This window comes from Pseudomonas sp. 1L-B-1-E-C1 (assembly GCF_057291835.1).
The window spans coordinates 38,424-51,975 of record NZ_JBXAWN010000018.1; the positions used below are offsets into that span (position 1 = coordinate 38,424).

General features: G+C 58.0%; 13 protein-coding genes and 1 pseudogene. 2 read left to right on the forward strand and 12 right to left on the reverse strand.

Translation table 11 applies throughout. The annotated features are described in order from the left end of the window. Window positions 1-6: 6 nt before the first annotated feature. From AC0Z4S_RS25235 to AC0Z4S_RS25250, 4 genes are all read right to left on the reverse strand, one after another. Window positions 7-3,528, reverse strand: coding sequence for a calcium-binding protein (locus AC0Z4S_RS25235; protein WP_485624986.1), 3,522 nt, complete (start codon window positions 3,526-3,528; stop codon window positions 7-9). A 197-nt stretch (window positions 3,529-3,725) separates the two neighbouring features. Further along, window positions 3,726-4,355, reverse strand: coding sequence for a LysE family translocator (locus AC0Z4S_RS25240; protein ID WP_485624987.1), 630 nt, complete (start codon window positions 4,353-4,355; stop codon window positions 3,726-3,728). A gap of 85 nt (window positions 4,356-4,440) precedes the next feature. After that, window positions 4,441-5,790 carry an NCS2 family permease gene (locus tag AC0Z4S_RS25245; RefSeq protein ID WP_122699022.1) on the reverse strand — a complete coding sequence of 450 codons (1,350 nt, stop codon included), beginning with the start codon at window positions 5,788-5,790 and terminating at the stop codon, window positions 4,441-4,443. Between the two features lie 290 nt (window positions 5,791-6,080). Then, window positions 6,081-6,527, reverse strand: coding sequence for a MarR family winged helix-turn-helix transcriptional regulator (locus tag AC0Z4S_RS25250; RefSeq protein ID WP_485624988.1), 447 nt, complete (start codon window positions 6,525-6,527; stop codon window positions 6,081-6,083). 81 nt (window positions 6,528-6,608) lie between these two features. On the opposite strand from AC0Z4S_RS25250, the gene AC0Z4S_RS25255 reads away from it, so the two are divergent. Further along, window positions 6,609-7,775, forward strand: a complete 1,167-nt coding sequence (locus AC0Z4S_RS25255) for an aminotransferase-like domain-containing protein (protein ID WP_485624989.1) — start codon at window positions 6,609-6,611, stop codon at window positions 7,773-7,775. Between the two features lie 155 nt (window positions 7,776-7,930). On the opposite strand, the gene AC0Z4S_RS25260 is transcribed toward AC0Z4S_RS25255, so the two are convergent. The 7 genes and pseudogenes from AC0Z4S_RS25260 to AC0Z4S_RS25290 all read right to left on the reverse strand — a co-directional run bounded on the left by AC0Z4S_RS25260 (window position 7,931) and on the right by AC0Z4S_RS25290 (window position 11,448). Further along, window positions 7,931-8,302, reverse strand: a complete 372-nt coding sequence (locus AC0Z4S_RS25260) for a glutathione S-transferase N-terminal domain-containing protein (protein ID WP_485624990.1) — start codon at window positions 8,300-8,302, stop codon at window positions 7,931-7,933. 103 nt (window positions 8,303-8,405) lie between these two features. Next, complete coding sequence (gene folE, locus AC0Z4S_RS25265; protein WP_064364569.1) at window positions 8,406-8,951, reverse strand: GTP cyclohydrolase I FolE; 546 nt, start codon at window positions 8,949-8,951, stop codon at window positions 8,406-8,408. Between the two features lie 22 nt (window positions 8,952-8,973). Further along, a pseudogene (locus AC0Z4S_RS25270) lies at window positions 8,974-9,220 on the reverse strand (site-specific integrase); the annotation flags it as partial. A 9-nt stretch (window positions 9,221-9,229) separates the two neighbouring features. Further along, window positions 9,230-9,664: a low affinity iron permease family protein gene (locus AC0Z4S_RS25275; protein ID WP_253500585.1), complete on the reverse strand. Its 435-nt coding sequence runs from the start codon at window positions 9,662-9,664 to the stop codon at window positions 9,230-9,232. 110 nt (window positions 9,665-9,774) lie between these two features. After that, window positions 9,775-10,332, reverse strand: a complete 558-nt coding sequence (locus tag AC0Z4S_RS25280) for a Smr/MutS family protein (protein ID WP_042608498.1) — start codon at window positions 10,330-10,332, stop codon at window positions 9,775-9,777. A 73-nt stretch (window positions 10,333-10,405) separates the two neighbouring features. Next, a complete protein-coding gene (locus AC0Z4S_RS25285) occupies window positions 10,406-10,726 on the reverse strand; it encodes a hypothetical protein (protein ID WP_016773771.1) in 321 nt (106 codons plus the stop codon). 131 nt (window positions 10,727-10,857) lie between these two features. Further along, on the reverse strand, window positions 10,858-11,448 hold the full coding sequence (locus tag AC0Z4S_RS25290) for a cysteine hydrolase family protein (protein ID WP_016773772.1): 591 nt from the start codon (window positions 11,446-11,448) through the stop codon (window positions 10,858-10,860). Window positions 11,449-11,687: 239 nt separating this feature from the next. Here AC0Z4S_RS25290 and prmB point away from each other — a divergent pair, with 239 nt between their 5' ends. After that, window positions 11,688-12,596 (forward strand): 50S ribosomal protein L3 N(5)-glutamine methyltransferase, encoded by a 909-nt coding sequence (gene prmB / locus AC0Z4S_RS25295; RefSeq protein WP_485624991.1) that lies wholly within the window; start codon window positions 11,688-11,690, stop codon window positions 12,594-12,596. Between the two features lie 93 nt (window positions 12,597-12,689). Here the strand turns inward: prmB and AC0Z4S_RS25300 are convergent, their stop codons facing one another. Then, window positions 12,690-13,481 (reverse strand): hypothetical protein, encoded by a 792-nt coding sequence (locus AC0Z4S_RS25300; protein ID WP_042608495.1) that lies wholly within the window; start codon window positions 13,479-13,481, stop codon window positions 12,690-12,692. Between the last annotated feature and the right edge of the window lie 71 nt (window positions 13,482-13,552).

The following is a 13,552-nucleotide window of genomic DNA, read 5'->3' on the forward strand; positions in this document are numbered from 1 at the left end:
TGGTCGTTACGCGGACGGAGTGATCTGCGGCATAGGCAAGAAGATGCCGGATTGGTGACTGCAGCGATTCGTCATTCGCAGCTCGGAGGCTTCAATGCGTGAGTTGTCGGCACGCAGCACCCAACCGTAGGCGGCGAAGTTGTAACTCAGCGCAGCTGTCTCATCGACAATCCATTCAGCGTTCCTGACCTTGACCACATCATTGGCCATTGAAGCGAGTGCTGCGGGCACCGGTTTCGAAGCATCGGGCGCTTCAAAGAATCGTGCATCCAGGCCATCCGCATAGACCTGGTCAAACACCAGATCGACCGTATGCACGATTCCGTTCGCAGTGATGACGCGGATCTGATCGATCAAGTCCTCGCTTTCATACACCGGTAGATGAACAGTGCAGGTGCCGATGGATAAACGGTTGTCGGCGAGTCTGATATCGACCGTGCCGAGTTGCGTCGCGTCGAGTTCCCACGTTGATGAATGCGCGAGCCGCACGCTTGCCTCGGCGAGTGCGCCCGGTGTCGAGAGTTTGATGGTCGTGTCGGCAGCCAGATGAATCAGATACGTCGAGCCTTCACCTATGAGGCTTTCCATCCCGGTCTGCATGGTCAGGGCGGTAAGTGTGGCACAGCACTGTCGATTGCCCATTTCGTAGGCCTGGTTTTCCGGCAACGCATAACTGTAACGCCGAGAGCGAACGGCGAGGGGCAGGGTCATCGGAGTGATCCATTCCCTTGGCACGGAGTAATCGGAAAAGCCCGGGAGGGCAGCGGTTTCATCCGTGAGGCCGGCATTCAAGGCAACTCCGTCCCTGAAGATCAGTACATAACGAAAAAACGGCCGGACCGCCATGGTGCGCAGGATTTTAGTCAGATTGTCGTGACCATCTTCATTACGGGCGGCGGCGAAATAATTCAACTTGATACGTTTCTCGCCGAAGTGATAAACGAGATGGCAACCTGCTGTCAGCCGATAGGATTCAGGTTTGACTGCAAAAAAATGCGCCTCGGCTTTTGTCAGTTCATCACTGTCGTAGTCCAGATAGATTTTGCTGACTATTCCAGACCGAAGTACCGAGTAGAAAGTGGTCATGTTGCTGGAGCGCGGCAGGTAGTAACTCGCTTCCTGCTGATGTCTGATCCAGCATTCATCTGCGTAAACGATGATGGGTCTTTGCGGCTGGCCGAGTTTGATAAAGATTTCGGAAAAAGCCTCTGTGTGCTCCTCGGTGATTGTCTCTGGCAGATCAAGTTGGAATTGGTAGCCGTCGCTGGTGATGAACGTCAGGTTCTTATTGATCAGGCTTCGAATATCGGCGTTTTGTTCGTAAACATCATGAATGCTCAATATGTTCTTGGGAATGTCATGAAATTCGAATCCGGACGTCACGATCAAGTCGTTGCCCTTGACTTGCCATGATTCAATCAGCTCTTTCTTCCAGTTGAGTACGATGTAACTGGGCTGTTTGCCATCTTCGAATATCGAGAAGTGCCCCTCTACGTGAGCAATGAAGTACTGATCGGCACCCGCCTCGCCGGATGCCTGAGCATCCTTGTGCGACAGGTAGATCTGGTCATCCCCGGCGCCTGCTTCGATTACGTCGCTACCGCGCCCCTTGATAATGTTGGCTTGTGCTGTGCCGGTCACGACGCTTGCGGCGTGTTCGACGGTTTCGACGTTTTCAATGCTGTCTATCAGGCTGTGCAGGACATGTTTCTTGCCCTGTTCGGCAGACTGGTCGTTCGAAATGATCTGGAGCGTACCGGCCAGCAAGTCGACGTCATAGCCGCTTTTATCCGTGCGGTAATTGGAGTAATGGCCGCCGAGTACCAGTGTGTCGTTGCCTTCGCCGCCTCGCAGTGTCGAATACTCCGTGGCGTCCGTGCCTTGTTTGAGGAAGTCCGCCGCATTGTCGAACACGAATTGATCGTCTTTCTCACCCCCGGTCAGGTCTTTTTTTCCTGACTTGTAATGAAAGACATTCGGTTTTTTTTCGACCCCCCTGATCGAGTCGCGGCCTTCGGAAAGCAGCCATAGAACGCTCTTGTTGTCTGCCGCAATCCCCAATTGCGCACCGGGCGTGTCTTTTGTTACGCCTTCGCGCGCATCGATGGTGTCGTCAATGCCGACTGTTTCAGGGACATGTATCGATTCCCAGGCATCCTGTTTGGTCCACCAGTTTCGCTTCCAGACCCGGGTTGGCCTCAGGCGGACTTCGAACTGGCCATTGACGATGGCTTCGGTGCTGTCCTTGAGAGGGCCATCGAGCAGTCGCCTTGCAGTCGTTTTCAATTGGGCGGAGTGCTGCAGCAAGGTCTTGGCCTTGGCATAGCGGTCCTGGATGTCCTGATCGATATCCTTCATACAGAACGCAAACCATCCGGTGCGCCACCGCTCATCGAGGGTGAGCTCGATATAGTCGTCGATGTCGTCAACGATGCGCACCGCGCCGTAAACCTGCGAGCCGATGGCAAGAATCGCACCGGCAGCCAGTCCGACCGGGCCGGCGAATGAGAATCCGGCCATCGCCGCAGCGCCGAGGATCACGGTCATGGCCGCGCTGGTAATACTCAGACCGGCGCTGACGTAGTGATCCATCGCTTCCTTGCCCGTCGCGTTCTCGGCGGCATTCATGGACCGTACCGCGGTGTAGATATCGAAGGGCAACGTCAGCGCGCCACCGACCAGCCCCCCCGAGCGCCCCAGTCTGAGCGCCATTCGTGTCCTGGCAAAGTCCCGGTAGGCATGTTGCCCGGCCGTGAGCATCTGAGTGGCAATCTTGCTGACGGCAACATCGACAGCGATCGAGCCGAGTTCCGAAGCGATGCCCGTACTGTTTAGCGCAATTTCCTCGCGGTTATCGGTCTTGATCGCATCGACTACTCCCCGCAGGCCCATGAACAGGCCGAAACCCTGGATACCTACGCTCGAACCGAGCGTTGCGTAGCTTTTGGTCAATGTCTTCCAGCGTGGATGGTGTTTGGGCAGATGCACATGCTGCAGGTCGAGTGCCTGCGTTGCATTCGCAAGTTTCACCAGCTTGCGGCCGTAATGGCCCGGGTCGCTCTCATTGGCACTGCGCGCGTTGAACAGGGCAGGCGCGGTCACCGGGCGCTGACTGGCCATTTCAAAAAGCAGCGTCGGCAACAGGTAACTGTCTTTACCGGTGGCGGTTTTAATCGCGTGTTCGACTTTCTCGAGATCAAATTGCAGTGCGTTGATAAAGGAGCGTTTGAGCACTCGGCTGAAGGTGTTTCGACCATTCAACGGCTGGTTGTCGACGGTTGCTCCCAACCTGTCCAGCGCCACTCGGGTTATCGAAATGTCGCCAATTCGCAAAGGGCCGAATACTTCGTCGGCAAACTTGAGCTGGCCCGAAGTCTGTGTTGTTTCGGGAAGGTCGATAGTTGAGGCTGTGCGCTCGTTGGTCTCGAAGCGCATATCTGTGACGACGACCGTATCGGTAACTTTCTGGTTGTTGGGATTTATTGCAGGATCAGTTTGTACTGAAGCTTCGCGTATCAAAGTGGCCATTGGAACTTCCTTGTCCAGGCAGATTGTATTTTGAATCGAAGCGGATCTTACGGCGCTCTTTCGAACGCTGTACACGAAGTGGTTGTTGCCGTGTATTGCATGTCAATGATTACACGGTGGCGCGCCGGGCTTAATTTGTAAAAACAGCACCATCCCGACGTGATTCCGTTCAGGCGGGATGGTTTACCGAATAATACTTAATGACTACTGAGCAGCGATGCAGCGCCAGCACCACCAAACAATCCGGCACTGATCCGGTTGAACCAGCTCTGTCCCTTCCCACTGCGCAAATATCGCGCGGCACCATGGGCGCCCAGGCCGTAGGCCAGTTTGCAGCACAGATCGAGCACCACCCAGGTCGCGATCATGATCAGCAACTGCGGCAGAAAGGGCTGCTGCGCGCTGAGAAATTGCGGGAGAAACGCGGCGAAGAACAGGATGTCTTTCGGATTGCTGGCGCCCAGCACGAAGGCGCGCCCAAAAAGTGTGCGAAAGCGTGGCACCGGTGCGGCTTGAGGCACTTCGGCGCCCACCGAAGGCTGACGCGATTGCTGCCAGCTCTGCCAGGCGAGATAGAACAGGTACAGCGCACCGACGATTTTCAATGCGCTGAACAGCTGTTCGGAGGCCAGCAACAGAGCGCCAAGCCCCAGTGCCGATGCGCTGAGCAGGCAGATTGAGGCAATCACCCCACCGAGGAATGCCGGGTACGACCGGCGTAAACCGTAATTCAGACTGTTGCTGATCATCAGCAACGACAGCGGTCCCGGGATCAGGATCACCACCAGTGCAGCACCGCTGAACAGCAGCCAGGTTTCCAGACTCATCGCTTTGCTCCTTTGTTGTTATCGAGATGCACAAAAGCCCCACCCGCAAGGGTGAGGCTGGTTGGAAGTCTGAACCGCGCAGCGCTTACAGGAAGATGAACTTGGCGATGAAGATCGCGCAGAGCACCCACAGGCTCACGGAGATTTCCTTGTACTTGCCGGTGCCGGCCTTCAACGCCACATAGGTGATGAAGCCCAGCGCGATGCCGTCGGCGACCGAGAAGGTCAGCGGCATCATGATCGCCGTGACAATCGCCGGGATGGCGTCGGTCGCTTCGTCCCATTCGATGTGGGCCATGCCGCCCATCATCAGCATTGCCACATAGATCAGTGCACCAGCGGTGGCGTAAGCGGGAATCATGCCAGCCAGCGGTGCGAAGAACATTGCGGCTATAAATAGCACACCCACGGTGACGGCGGTAAGACCAGTCCGACCACCAGCGGCCACGCCGGCGGCACTCTCCACGTAGCTTGTCACAGGCGGAACGCCGACCACGGCACCGAATACGCTGGATGCGCTATCGGCCTTCATGGCTCGGGAAAGGTTCTCGATGCGACCGTCAGCGGCGACGAGGTTGGCGCGCTGAGCCACGCCCATGAGCGTGCCGGCGGTGTCGAACATGTGCACGAAGAGAAAGGCGAGCACCACGCTGATCATGCTGACGTTGAACACGCCGGCGACGTTCATCGCCATCCAGGTCGGCGCCAGGCTTGGCGGCGCGGACATGATGCCCTCGTAGTGCACCAGGCCCAGACCCCAACCGGCGAGGGTTACGGTGATGATGCTGATCAGGATTGCACCGAACACGCGGTGGTAGCTGAGGATCGCGATCATCAGAAAGCAGATCGCGGCGAGCAGCGGGCCGGGTTCGCGCAGGGAACCGAGTTTGATCAGCGTGGCCGGGCTGTCGACAACGATACCGGCAGTCTTCAGACCGATCAGGCCAAGGAACAACCCGACGCCGGCGCCCATCGCAAAGCGCAGGCTGACCGGAATGCTGTTGAGCAGCCATTCGCGTATCCGCGAAAAGGTCAGGAACATGAACAGCACACCCGAGATAAATACCGCGCCGAGAGCGGTTTCCCAGTTGTAACCCATGGTGCCGACCACGGTGTAGGTGAAGAACGCATTGAGGCCCATGCCCGGCGCGAGGCCGACCGGCCAGTTGGCGTAGAGGCCCATCAAAAGACAGCCCAGCGCGGCGGCGATACAGGTGGCGACAAAGGCCGCACCGTGATCGATGCCCGCATCGGCCATGATGTTCGGGTTGACGAAGATGATGTAAGCCATGGTGATGAAGGTTGTCAGACCGGCAATCAGCTCGGTCTTCACCGTGGTGCCATGCAAGCTGAGTTTGAACAGACGCTCCAGCAGGCCATTGCGTAATGGCGGCGTGAGCTCGAGCGGCGGGGCTTCGGATTTGCGGCTTTCCACAGCGAGTACTCCTCAAGAGTTTTATTGTTATTTCCAGGGCCGGACCCATGAGGGGTGGCAGCGGCCCTTTGAGGCATACGCGAATTTGTTGACCGTGTAGTCAGGAACTCGCACGCAGTGGATTATGCTTTTGTGTACAAATAAAGCAAATATTGTTTTTTGTTTTGTTTTCGAAAATTCCATCGATAGCGATATATCGCCTGTTCGGACGCCTTCGCGAGCAAGCTCGCTCCCACATTTAAAGTGCGTTCCCCTGTGGGAGCGAGCTTGCTCGCGAAGCGCCAGTTGATTCAGTCAAGACTGGTCAGACTGCCCCCCAAGGCCAGATTCACCGCCAGCCAGCCGCTCACCGCCGCTTCGCCAGCATCGGCAAACACCCGCTCCAGCAACTTCACCTGTTCCCGGCGCAGCGTCTGTTCGAACCTGGAACCTTCCGCAGTCAGCTCCAACAGCCGCTTACGCTTGTCGGTCTGCGAAGCGACGCTGTCGACCAGATGCATCTCCTGCAACTGGCGCAGCGGCATGTTCAACGCCTGTTTGCTCACGCCGAGTAAAGCCAGCAACTCCTTCACGCTCAGGTTCGGATAGCGCGCGATGAAAAATACGATTCGCTGATGCACCCTCGAGAGGCCGCGGCGCTCGAGCATTTCATCAGCCTTGGCCGTGAACGCCTGGTAGCCGAAGAAAAAAGCTTCCATGGCCTGTTGCTGACTGGCGGGATTTTTAAGGTCAAGCATGTTGACGTACTCGCTCAAGCTGTCGTAGTTTCAGTCAACCAGTTTGACTCATTTTTCGCATGCCTCGCTACGGTGACCTCCATGGCTTTTTCCGAACGTGCCTCACGCCTGAAAAGTTCTTTGATCCGAGAAATCCTTGCGGCGGCCCAGCGGCCGGAAGTGATGTCGTTCGCTGGCGGTTTGCCGGCTGAGGCGATGTTGCCAAAAGTGGAGTGGGCCGAGATGCCGATCTCGCTGGGCCAGTACGGCATGAGCGAAGGCGAGCCGGCCTTGCGCGAGGCGTTGGCGGCAGAGGCGAGGGCGCTAGGCCTTGAATGCCAGGCGAGTCAGGTGCTGGTGGTCAGCGGCTCGCAGCAAACCCTGGATCTGGCAGCCAAGCTTTACATCGACGAAGGCACGGAGATTCTGCTGGAGGCGCCGACCTATCTGGCCGCGTTGCAGATCTTCCAGCTGTTTGGCGCCGATTGCCTGACCGTGGCGCAGGAAGCCGACGGCCCGAACCTGGCGCAGCTGCGCAGTCGTCTGGAACAGCATCGCCCGGCGTTTATCTACCTGATCCCGACTTTCCAGAATCCATCCGCCGTGCGCTACAGCCAGACCAAACGTGCCGCGGTTGCCGCATTGCTCGACGAATTCGGCGTGACCCTGATCGAAGACGAGCCGTATCGCGAGCTGACCTTCGATGGCGGCACTGCCAGGCCGATTGCTGCGCGCCTGACAAAGGCCAGCTGGATCTACACCGGCACCGTGTCGAAAACCTTGCTCCCGGGTCTGCGGGTCGGTTATCTGATTGCCAGTCCGGATCTGTTTCCGCACCTGCTCAAACTCAAGCAATCAGCGGATCTGCACACCAATCGCATCGGTCAATGGCAAGCGTTGCAATGGATCGGCTCAGAGAAGTATCAGCAGCATTTAAGCCAATTGCGTGATTTCTATCGACAGCGGCGCGATGCGTTTCAGTTGGCGCTGGAAAACCATTTCGCCGATCTGGCTCACTGGAACATGCCCCAGGGCGGGTTGTTTTTCTGGCTGACGCTGAAGCAACCGCTGGATACGCGCACTTTGCTCAATGAGGCCTTGGCCAATGATGTCGCGTTCATGCCGGGTGAGCCGTTTTTTCCCGAACCGGACAAGCATCATGGGCATTTGCGCCTGAATTTCAGTCACATCGATCCGGCGCGGCTGGATGAGGGGTTGAGGCGGTTGGCGGCGGTGGTGCGGCGGGCGCAGCTGGAGAGGGCGGCGTGAATCTAAATAAAACGGCTCAAGGACCGGTTTTTTGTCTGAGATTATGGGGGCCTGTAATGGCCTCATCGCGAGCAGGCTCACTCCTACAGTTGGAAAGCGTCCCCCTGTAGGAGTGAGCCTGCTCGCGATAGCGCTTACGGCATTCCCCGGAAATGTCAGACAGCAGCAAACCGCTTATCCAGATAATCAATGATCACCTTGGATTCATACATCCAGGTGGTCTGCCCATTCTCTTCGATACGCAGGCAAGGCACTTTGATTTTGCCGCCCTGTTCGAGCAACGTCTGGCGATCCTGCGCGTTGTTCTTCGCGTCTTTCAACGCTACCGGCACGTTCAAGCGATGCAGGGCGCGGCGGGTTTTCACGCAGAACGGGCAGGCGTGGAACTGATACAGCGTAAGATCTTTCGCGGCCGCGTCGACTTCAGCCTGAACAGCGGCGGGGCGTTTCTGCTTGCCCGGGCGGGTAATGAAATCGGCGAAAATAACCAGTTGGCCGAGGCCTACACGAAGCGCTTTGACGAACACGTTGAAAGCCTCACGGTGCAAATGAAGAAAGGCGCGCAGCTTACCCGATTTTTCACGGGCGAAAAAAAACCGGCGATCAACGCCGGCTCTTTTCTGTTGCGAATTACTTGATGAGGCTGAGGAATTCGCTACGGGTTGCCGCGTTTTCGCGGAATTCACCCAGCATCACCGAGGTGATCATCGACGAATTCTGCTTTTCGACGCCGCGCATCATCATGCACATGTGCTTGGCCTCGATCACTACGGCGACGCCCAGCGCGCCGGTGACTTGCATCACCGCATCGGCGATCTGACGGCTGAGGTTTTCCTGGATCTGCAGGCGGCGGGCGTACATGTCGACGATCCGCGCGACCTTCGACAGGCCCAGTACTTTGCCGCTCGGGATATACGCGACGTGCGCCTTGCCGATGAACGGCAGCAAGTGGTGTTCGCACAACGAATACAGCTCGATGTCCTTGACCAGCACCATTTCGCTGTTGTCGGAGCTGAACAGGGCACCGTTGGTGACCTCTTCGAGCGTCTGCGCGTAACCGCGGCAGAGGTACTGCATGGCTTTGGCGGCACGCTTTGGCGTATCGAGCAGGCCCTCGCGGGACACGTCCTCGCCCAATTGGCCGAGAATCGCGGTGTAGTTCTGTTCCAGTGTCACAGGGGCTGATTCCATAAGGGTTTCAGAGGGGTACTGTTTCTGCCTGTACCCATTTTGTACCAATCAAGCAGTTTTCGAGCTTTCCGAGTTCGCCCCAGTCAGTGCTGGAGTTTATCCATCGGGCGCATGTCGATAGCAACATCTGAGCGCTATGACCGAGCTGAGTGGCAATAAACGCAGGCTTTCATACCCGCCATGAGGCACATGGTAGCGTATGTGTGTCGGCAGTTGTATTGCCGGCGGGCGTGAATGGCCAATTCGGTCAGGGAGCCTGCAAGTCACACTGCGGGTGTATCCGGGTTGGCCGACGAAGGTTTGTCATTGACTGTCATCACCGCGCTGACATCCACCTCTACCGAGACTTCATCGCCTTCACCCATTTCTCTGTAACGCTTGCGCAATTCTCGCAGCTCCCTGGCCCCGAGTTTGTCGAGCGACAAAGTGGCATTCTGCGCATCCTTGGAGGCTCGGATCAGCTCATCGAGTTTGAGGTGAAGAATGTCGTTGTCCCGGTTCTGAGTGTTCTGGATCAGGAACACCATCAGGAAGGTAATGATCGTGGTCGAAGTATTGATGATCAGCTGCCACGTGTCGTTGTAGTGAAAATACGGTCCGGTCGAAGCCCAGGCAACGATAAGCAAAATGGCGGTCAGAAAAGTCTTGGAGCTTCCTGCCCAATTCGATAGCCCTTGGCAAAATTTGGAGAATGTCATAACGGTAAATCCATGATGGGTGTACGCGATTGACCACGCCCGATCATTGAAATTCTTTTTTACAACTCTTGCCCCGTGGCGGGCACGCTCTGCAACCAGGTGTGGCGGCCTTATTCGTCGCGACCTTCCATCATGGTGCGTTTCAGCATCACATAAACCGCGCCGGCGCCGCCGTGGCGGGCCTGGCAGGAGCAGAAACCGAGGACTTGGGCGTGCTGGCGCAGCCAGGTGTTGACGTGACTTTTGATCATCGGGCGCTTGCCATCCAGGCGCACCGCCTTGCCGTGGGTCACGCGCACGCAACGGATTTCGAATCGGGTCGCTTCGGCGAGAAATGCCCAAAGCGTCTCGCGGGCTTTTTCCACGCTCATGCCATGCAGGTCGAGGCTGCCTTCGAACGGGATCTGCCCGACCTTGAGCTTGCGCATCTGGCTTTCCTGCACGCCATCGCGGGACCACATCAGCTCGTCTTCCGGGCCGACGTCGATCACGAACTGGTCGGACAAGCCGTCGATGATCGTGGTGTCGCTGCGTACGGTAGCGGATTGACGCAGCTTGGCGATTTGCGCGCGGTCAGCCTTGGGTTTGCCGGTGTCGGCGCGGTCGTGCTTGATCGGCTTGACGCCCTGGATCGCACTTTTGAACAGAGAAAAATCGTCGTCTTGCATGTCAGCCTCCGCGAAGGGCGGCCAGTTTACCCAAGTCGACACAAAACGGCCCGGCAAAAAGCCAGGCCGTCGGTCAGTCGTGTTTTTTCATCAGATGCGGGGACATGTTCAGTTCCCGCGATTGCCGTGCGCGACGGCGGCAGCGGCGCCACAGGGCAACGCCGAAGTACAGGAACAGCAGACCGACCGCCAGCATGATTGCCGAGCCCAGCGGTGATGCGTTCAGGTCACCCAGCGCCGGTGGGCGCCCGAGCAGGCTGGCCGCGCCGGCCATCGCCAGCAGCACGCCGAACGTCGCCAGAATGGCCGAGATCGCCGCGCCAAATCGAAAACGCCAGTTGCTTTGGCCTTTGGGCCGCAAACGGCGTGCGTCAAATCCATCGGATAACTTCATTCCGACCTTCCTCAATGGTATCGGCCCTTCGACCGGGAGTTGACCGGGTTGTTCCTGAGGCTATGGCATTTGCGGCAAATCAGCGGATATAGCGGATGAGCGGCGCCAATGCACCGCTCAGAGGGGCGGGATCAGATCAGGTCCTGAGTCTTGGCCAGAGTGGCAAAGTTGTCGGCCATGATCGCCATTTCCGCTTCCTGTACGCGTTCAGCACTGAGCACGCCGCCCTTGAACGGCAGATCGCGGGTCGCGCAGGCGTCTTCGACCAGGGTGCAGCGGAAACCCAGATTCTTCGCCGCGCGCACCGTGGTGCTGACGCTGGAATGGCTCATGAAACCGCATACGATAAGGTCCAGTGAGCCGAGGTTCTGCAGGCGCTCGAGCAGTTCAGTGCCATGAAACGCACTCGGCAGCAGTTTACCGATGATGGTTTCATCGCCTTGCGGTTCCAGGCCGGGGATGAATTCGCCGCGTTCGCCCTGTGGGTCGAACAGGCCGCCGACGGTGCCGAGATGACGCACGTGCACGATCGGCCGACCGGCGGCACGGGCTGCGGCAACCACTTGTTTGATGTTCGCGACGGCCGCGTCCATGCCGCTCAGGGCCAGCGGGCCACTGAGATATTCTTTCTGGGCATCGATGATGACCACGGTGGCATGGCTCAGTGTGGCCGCTGCGTAACCGCGGCCGCTGAGTTGAAACATCGTTTTTGGAACGGACATTCTGGGGCTCCTCGGGGTGGGGCTTTTGCGACATTGTCCTCTGGCTGAGCGGTTCTGTGAATCGCTACCATCGTAGGCGCCGTCGTTCTTGGCCTGCAGCCTTGTCAAGTTACACGTTCCGTTCAATGCCTGATGCAAAAAAAAGAAAACTCCTACCGGAGCCGCGTGGTTTTTCCTGCGTCGTCGTCGCGCGTTTTGGCTGGTAGAATCGCCAGTCGTTTTTTCTGGAGTTCTACGCCGTGATCACTTCCCGACTTCGTACCCTGCGCGACCACATCCGTTGGGCCGTCAGCCGCTTCCATGGGGAGGATCTGTTTTTCGGCCATGGCACCGACAACGCCTGGGACGAGGCGCGCCAGTTGGTGCTGGGCGCTTTGCACCTGCCTTGGGAAATCGCCGACAGCTATCTTGATTGCGCGCTGGAAGATGACGAACTGGTCAATCTGCAGCGCTTGCTCAAGCGCCGCATCGAAGATCGCGTTCCCACCGCCTATCTGCTCGGCGAGGCGTGGTTCTGCGGCATGTCGTTCATCGTCGACCCGCGCGTGCTGATCCCGCGTTCGCCGATTGGTGAACTGATCGAGAACCGCTTTGCGCCGTGGATCGGCAACGAGCCGGCGCGAATTCTCGACCTGTGCACGGGTTCCGGCTGCATCGGCATTGCCTGTGCTTACGAATTCCAGAATGCCGAAGTGGTGCTCGCGGACCTGTCGTTCGAAGCGCTGGAAGTGGCCAACCAGAACATCGAGCGCCATGGCGTCGATGAGCGCGTCTACACCGTGCAGGGTGATGGCTTCGATGGTTTGCCGGGTCAGCGTTTCGATCTGATCGTGTCGAACCCGCCCTACGTCGACGCGGAAGATTTCGCCGACATGCCGGACGAATATCAGCACGAGCCGGAGCTTGGCCTGGCCTGCGGTGATGATGGTCTGAATCTGGTCCGGCGCATGCTCGCCGAAGCGGCGGATCACTTGACCGAGAAAGGTTTGTTGATTGTCGAGGTGGGCAACAGCCAGGTGCACGTCGAGGCGTTGTACCCGGAAGTCGATTTCGCCTGGCTGGAATTCCAGCGCGGCGGGCATGGCGTATTCATGCTGACAGCGGAGCAGTGCCGCGCGCATCAGGCACTTTTCGCAGCTCGCGTCTGACCTTTCAAAAGCAAAAGATCGCAGCCTTCGGCAGCTCCTACACTGGAATGATGGACATCCTGTAGGAGCTGCCGAAGGCTGCGATCTTTTGATCTACCGGTGGGTAGCAATCCAGATCAACAACCCCGCCTGAAACACCGCAAACGCCACCAGACAGGTAATCGTGAAACGCAACCCGGCGTCTTCACGTTTGAACTTGCTGACTTTCTCTTCCTGCTTCTTCAGCTTCACTTCCTGTTCGGCCAGATTCTGCTCGGCCTGCTGCAGCATCTGCGCGGCTTCAAGGATCTCGACGATCTGCAGTTTTTCGCTGTTCCAGTCACCAAGCAAGTCACCGACCTGCACAGCCTTGATGCTGCCTTTCAAATGCTGGGCGTCGGCGTAAGCCACATCGAAACCGTGCACGCGCAGAAAATGATCACGACGCAAACGCGTGTCTTCGTTGAGCGCGTCCTTGTTGTTCAGGTCCATGCCGTCGACGGTGTAACCGGGCCAGCGCTTTTTCGCCCAGTTGATGCCTTGCGCGGCCATGAAACGGCCGATGCCGCGGTTCAGCGGTTCGATCTGCAAGCCGCTGTCGGGACCGAAGCTCACCCGTTTGGTCGCGTGGTCGACCCACACATCAAGATGATTCTGCTCTTTGCGCACGCGCTGGTTGGGCAGCTTGATCGCCATGCGCATCAGGCTGCGCTCTTTGCTGTTGCGCTCGGCGTAACCGAATTCGACGAAGCGCAACGGCCGGCCACCGGTATTGCGGTCGGTCTGCAGCGGCGCGAGGCGGAGCATCTTGTGGTGCTCGGCCTGCACATCCGCCCACGGCAGCTCGACCGCTGGCGGAGCGTCTTTTTCGGCGGTAGTGTCGGGTGAAGTCTGGGTGTCAGTCATAACGGCGAGATCCTGTCCAAGCCCTGCTTGCCGCCAGACGTTGCGCTGGCGACAAAGGCTTATCGGCCGTT

What these genes read in the sequence shown, in the direction of transcription:
- AC0Z4S_RS25235 (WP_485624986.1), bottom strand. Translation starts at nt 3,528, where the DNA reads ATGGCCACTTTGATACGCGAAGCTTCAGTACAAACTGATCCTGCAATA.
- AC0Z4S_RS25240 (WP_485624987.1), bottom strand. Translation starts at nt 4,355, where the DNA reads ATGAGTCTGGAAACCTGGCTGCTGTTCAGCGGTGCTGCACTGGTGGTG.
- AC0Z4S_RS25250 (WP_485624988.1), bottom strand. Translation starts at nt 6,527, where the DNA reads ATGCTTGACCTTAAAAATCCCGCCAGTCAGCAACAGGCCATGGAAGCT.
- AC0Z4S_RS25255 (WP_485624989.1), top strand. Translation starts at nt 6,609, where the DNA reads ATGGCTTTTTCCGAACGTGCCTCACGCCTGAAAAGTTCTTTGATCCGA.
- AC0Z4S_RS25275 (WP_253500585.1), bottom strand. Translation starts at nt 9,664, where the DNA reads ATGACATTCTCCAAATTTTGCCAAGGGCTATCGAATTGGGCAGGAAGC.
- AC0Z4S_RS25280 (WP_042608498.1), bottom strand. Translation starts at nt 10,332, where the DNA reads ATGCAAGACGACGATTTTTCTCTGTTCAAAAGTGCGATCCAGGGCGTC.
- AC0Z4S_RS25285 (WP_016773771.1), bottom strand. Translation starts at nt 10,726, where the DNA reads ATGAAGTTATCCGATGGATTTGACGCACGCCGTTTGCGGCCCAAAGGC.
- AC0Z4S_RS25290 (WP_016773772.1), bottom strand. Translation starts at nt 11,448, where the DNA reads ATGTCCGTTCCAAAAACGATGTTTCAACTCAGCGGCCGCGGTTACGCA.
- AC0Z4S_RS25300 (WP_042608495.1), bottom strand. Translation starts at nt 13,481, where the DNA reads ATGACTGACACCCAGACTTCACCCGACACTACCGCCGAAAAAGACGCT.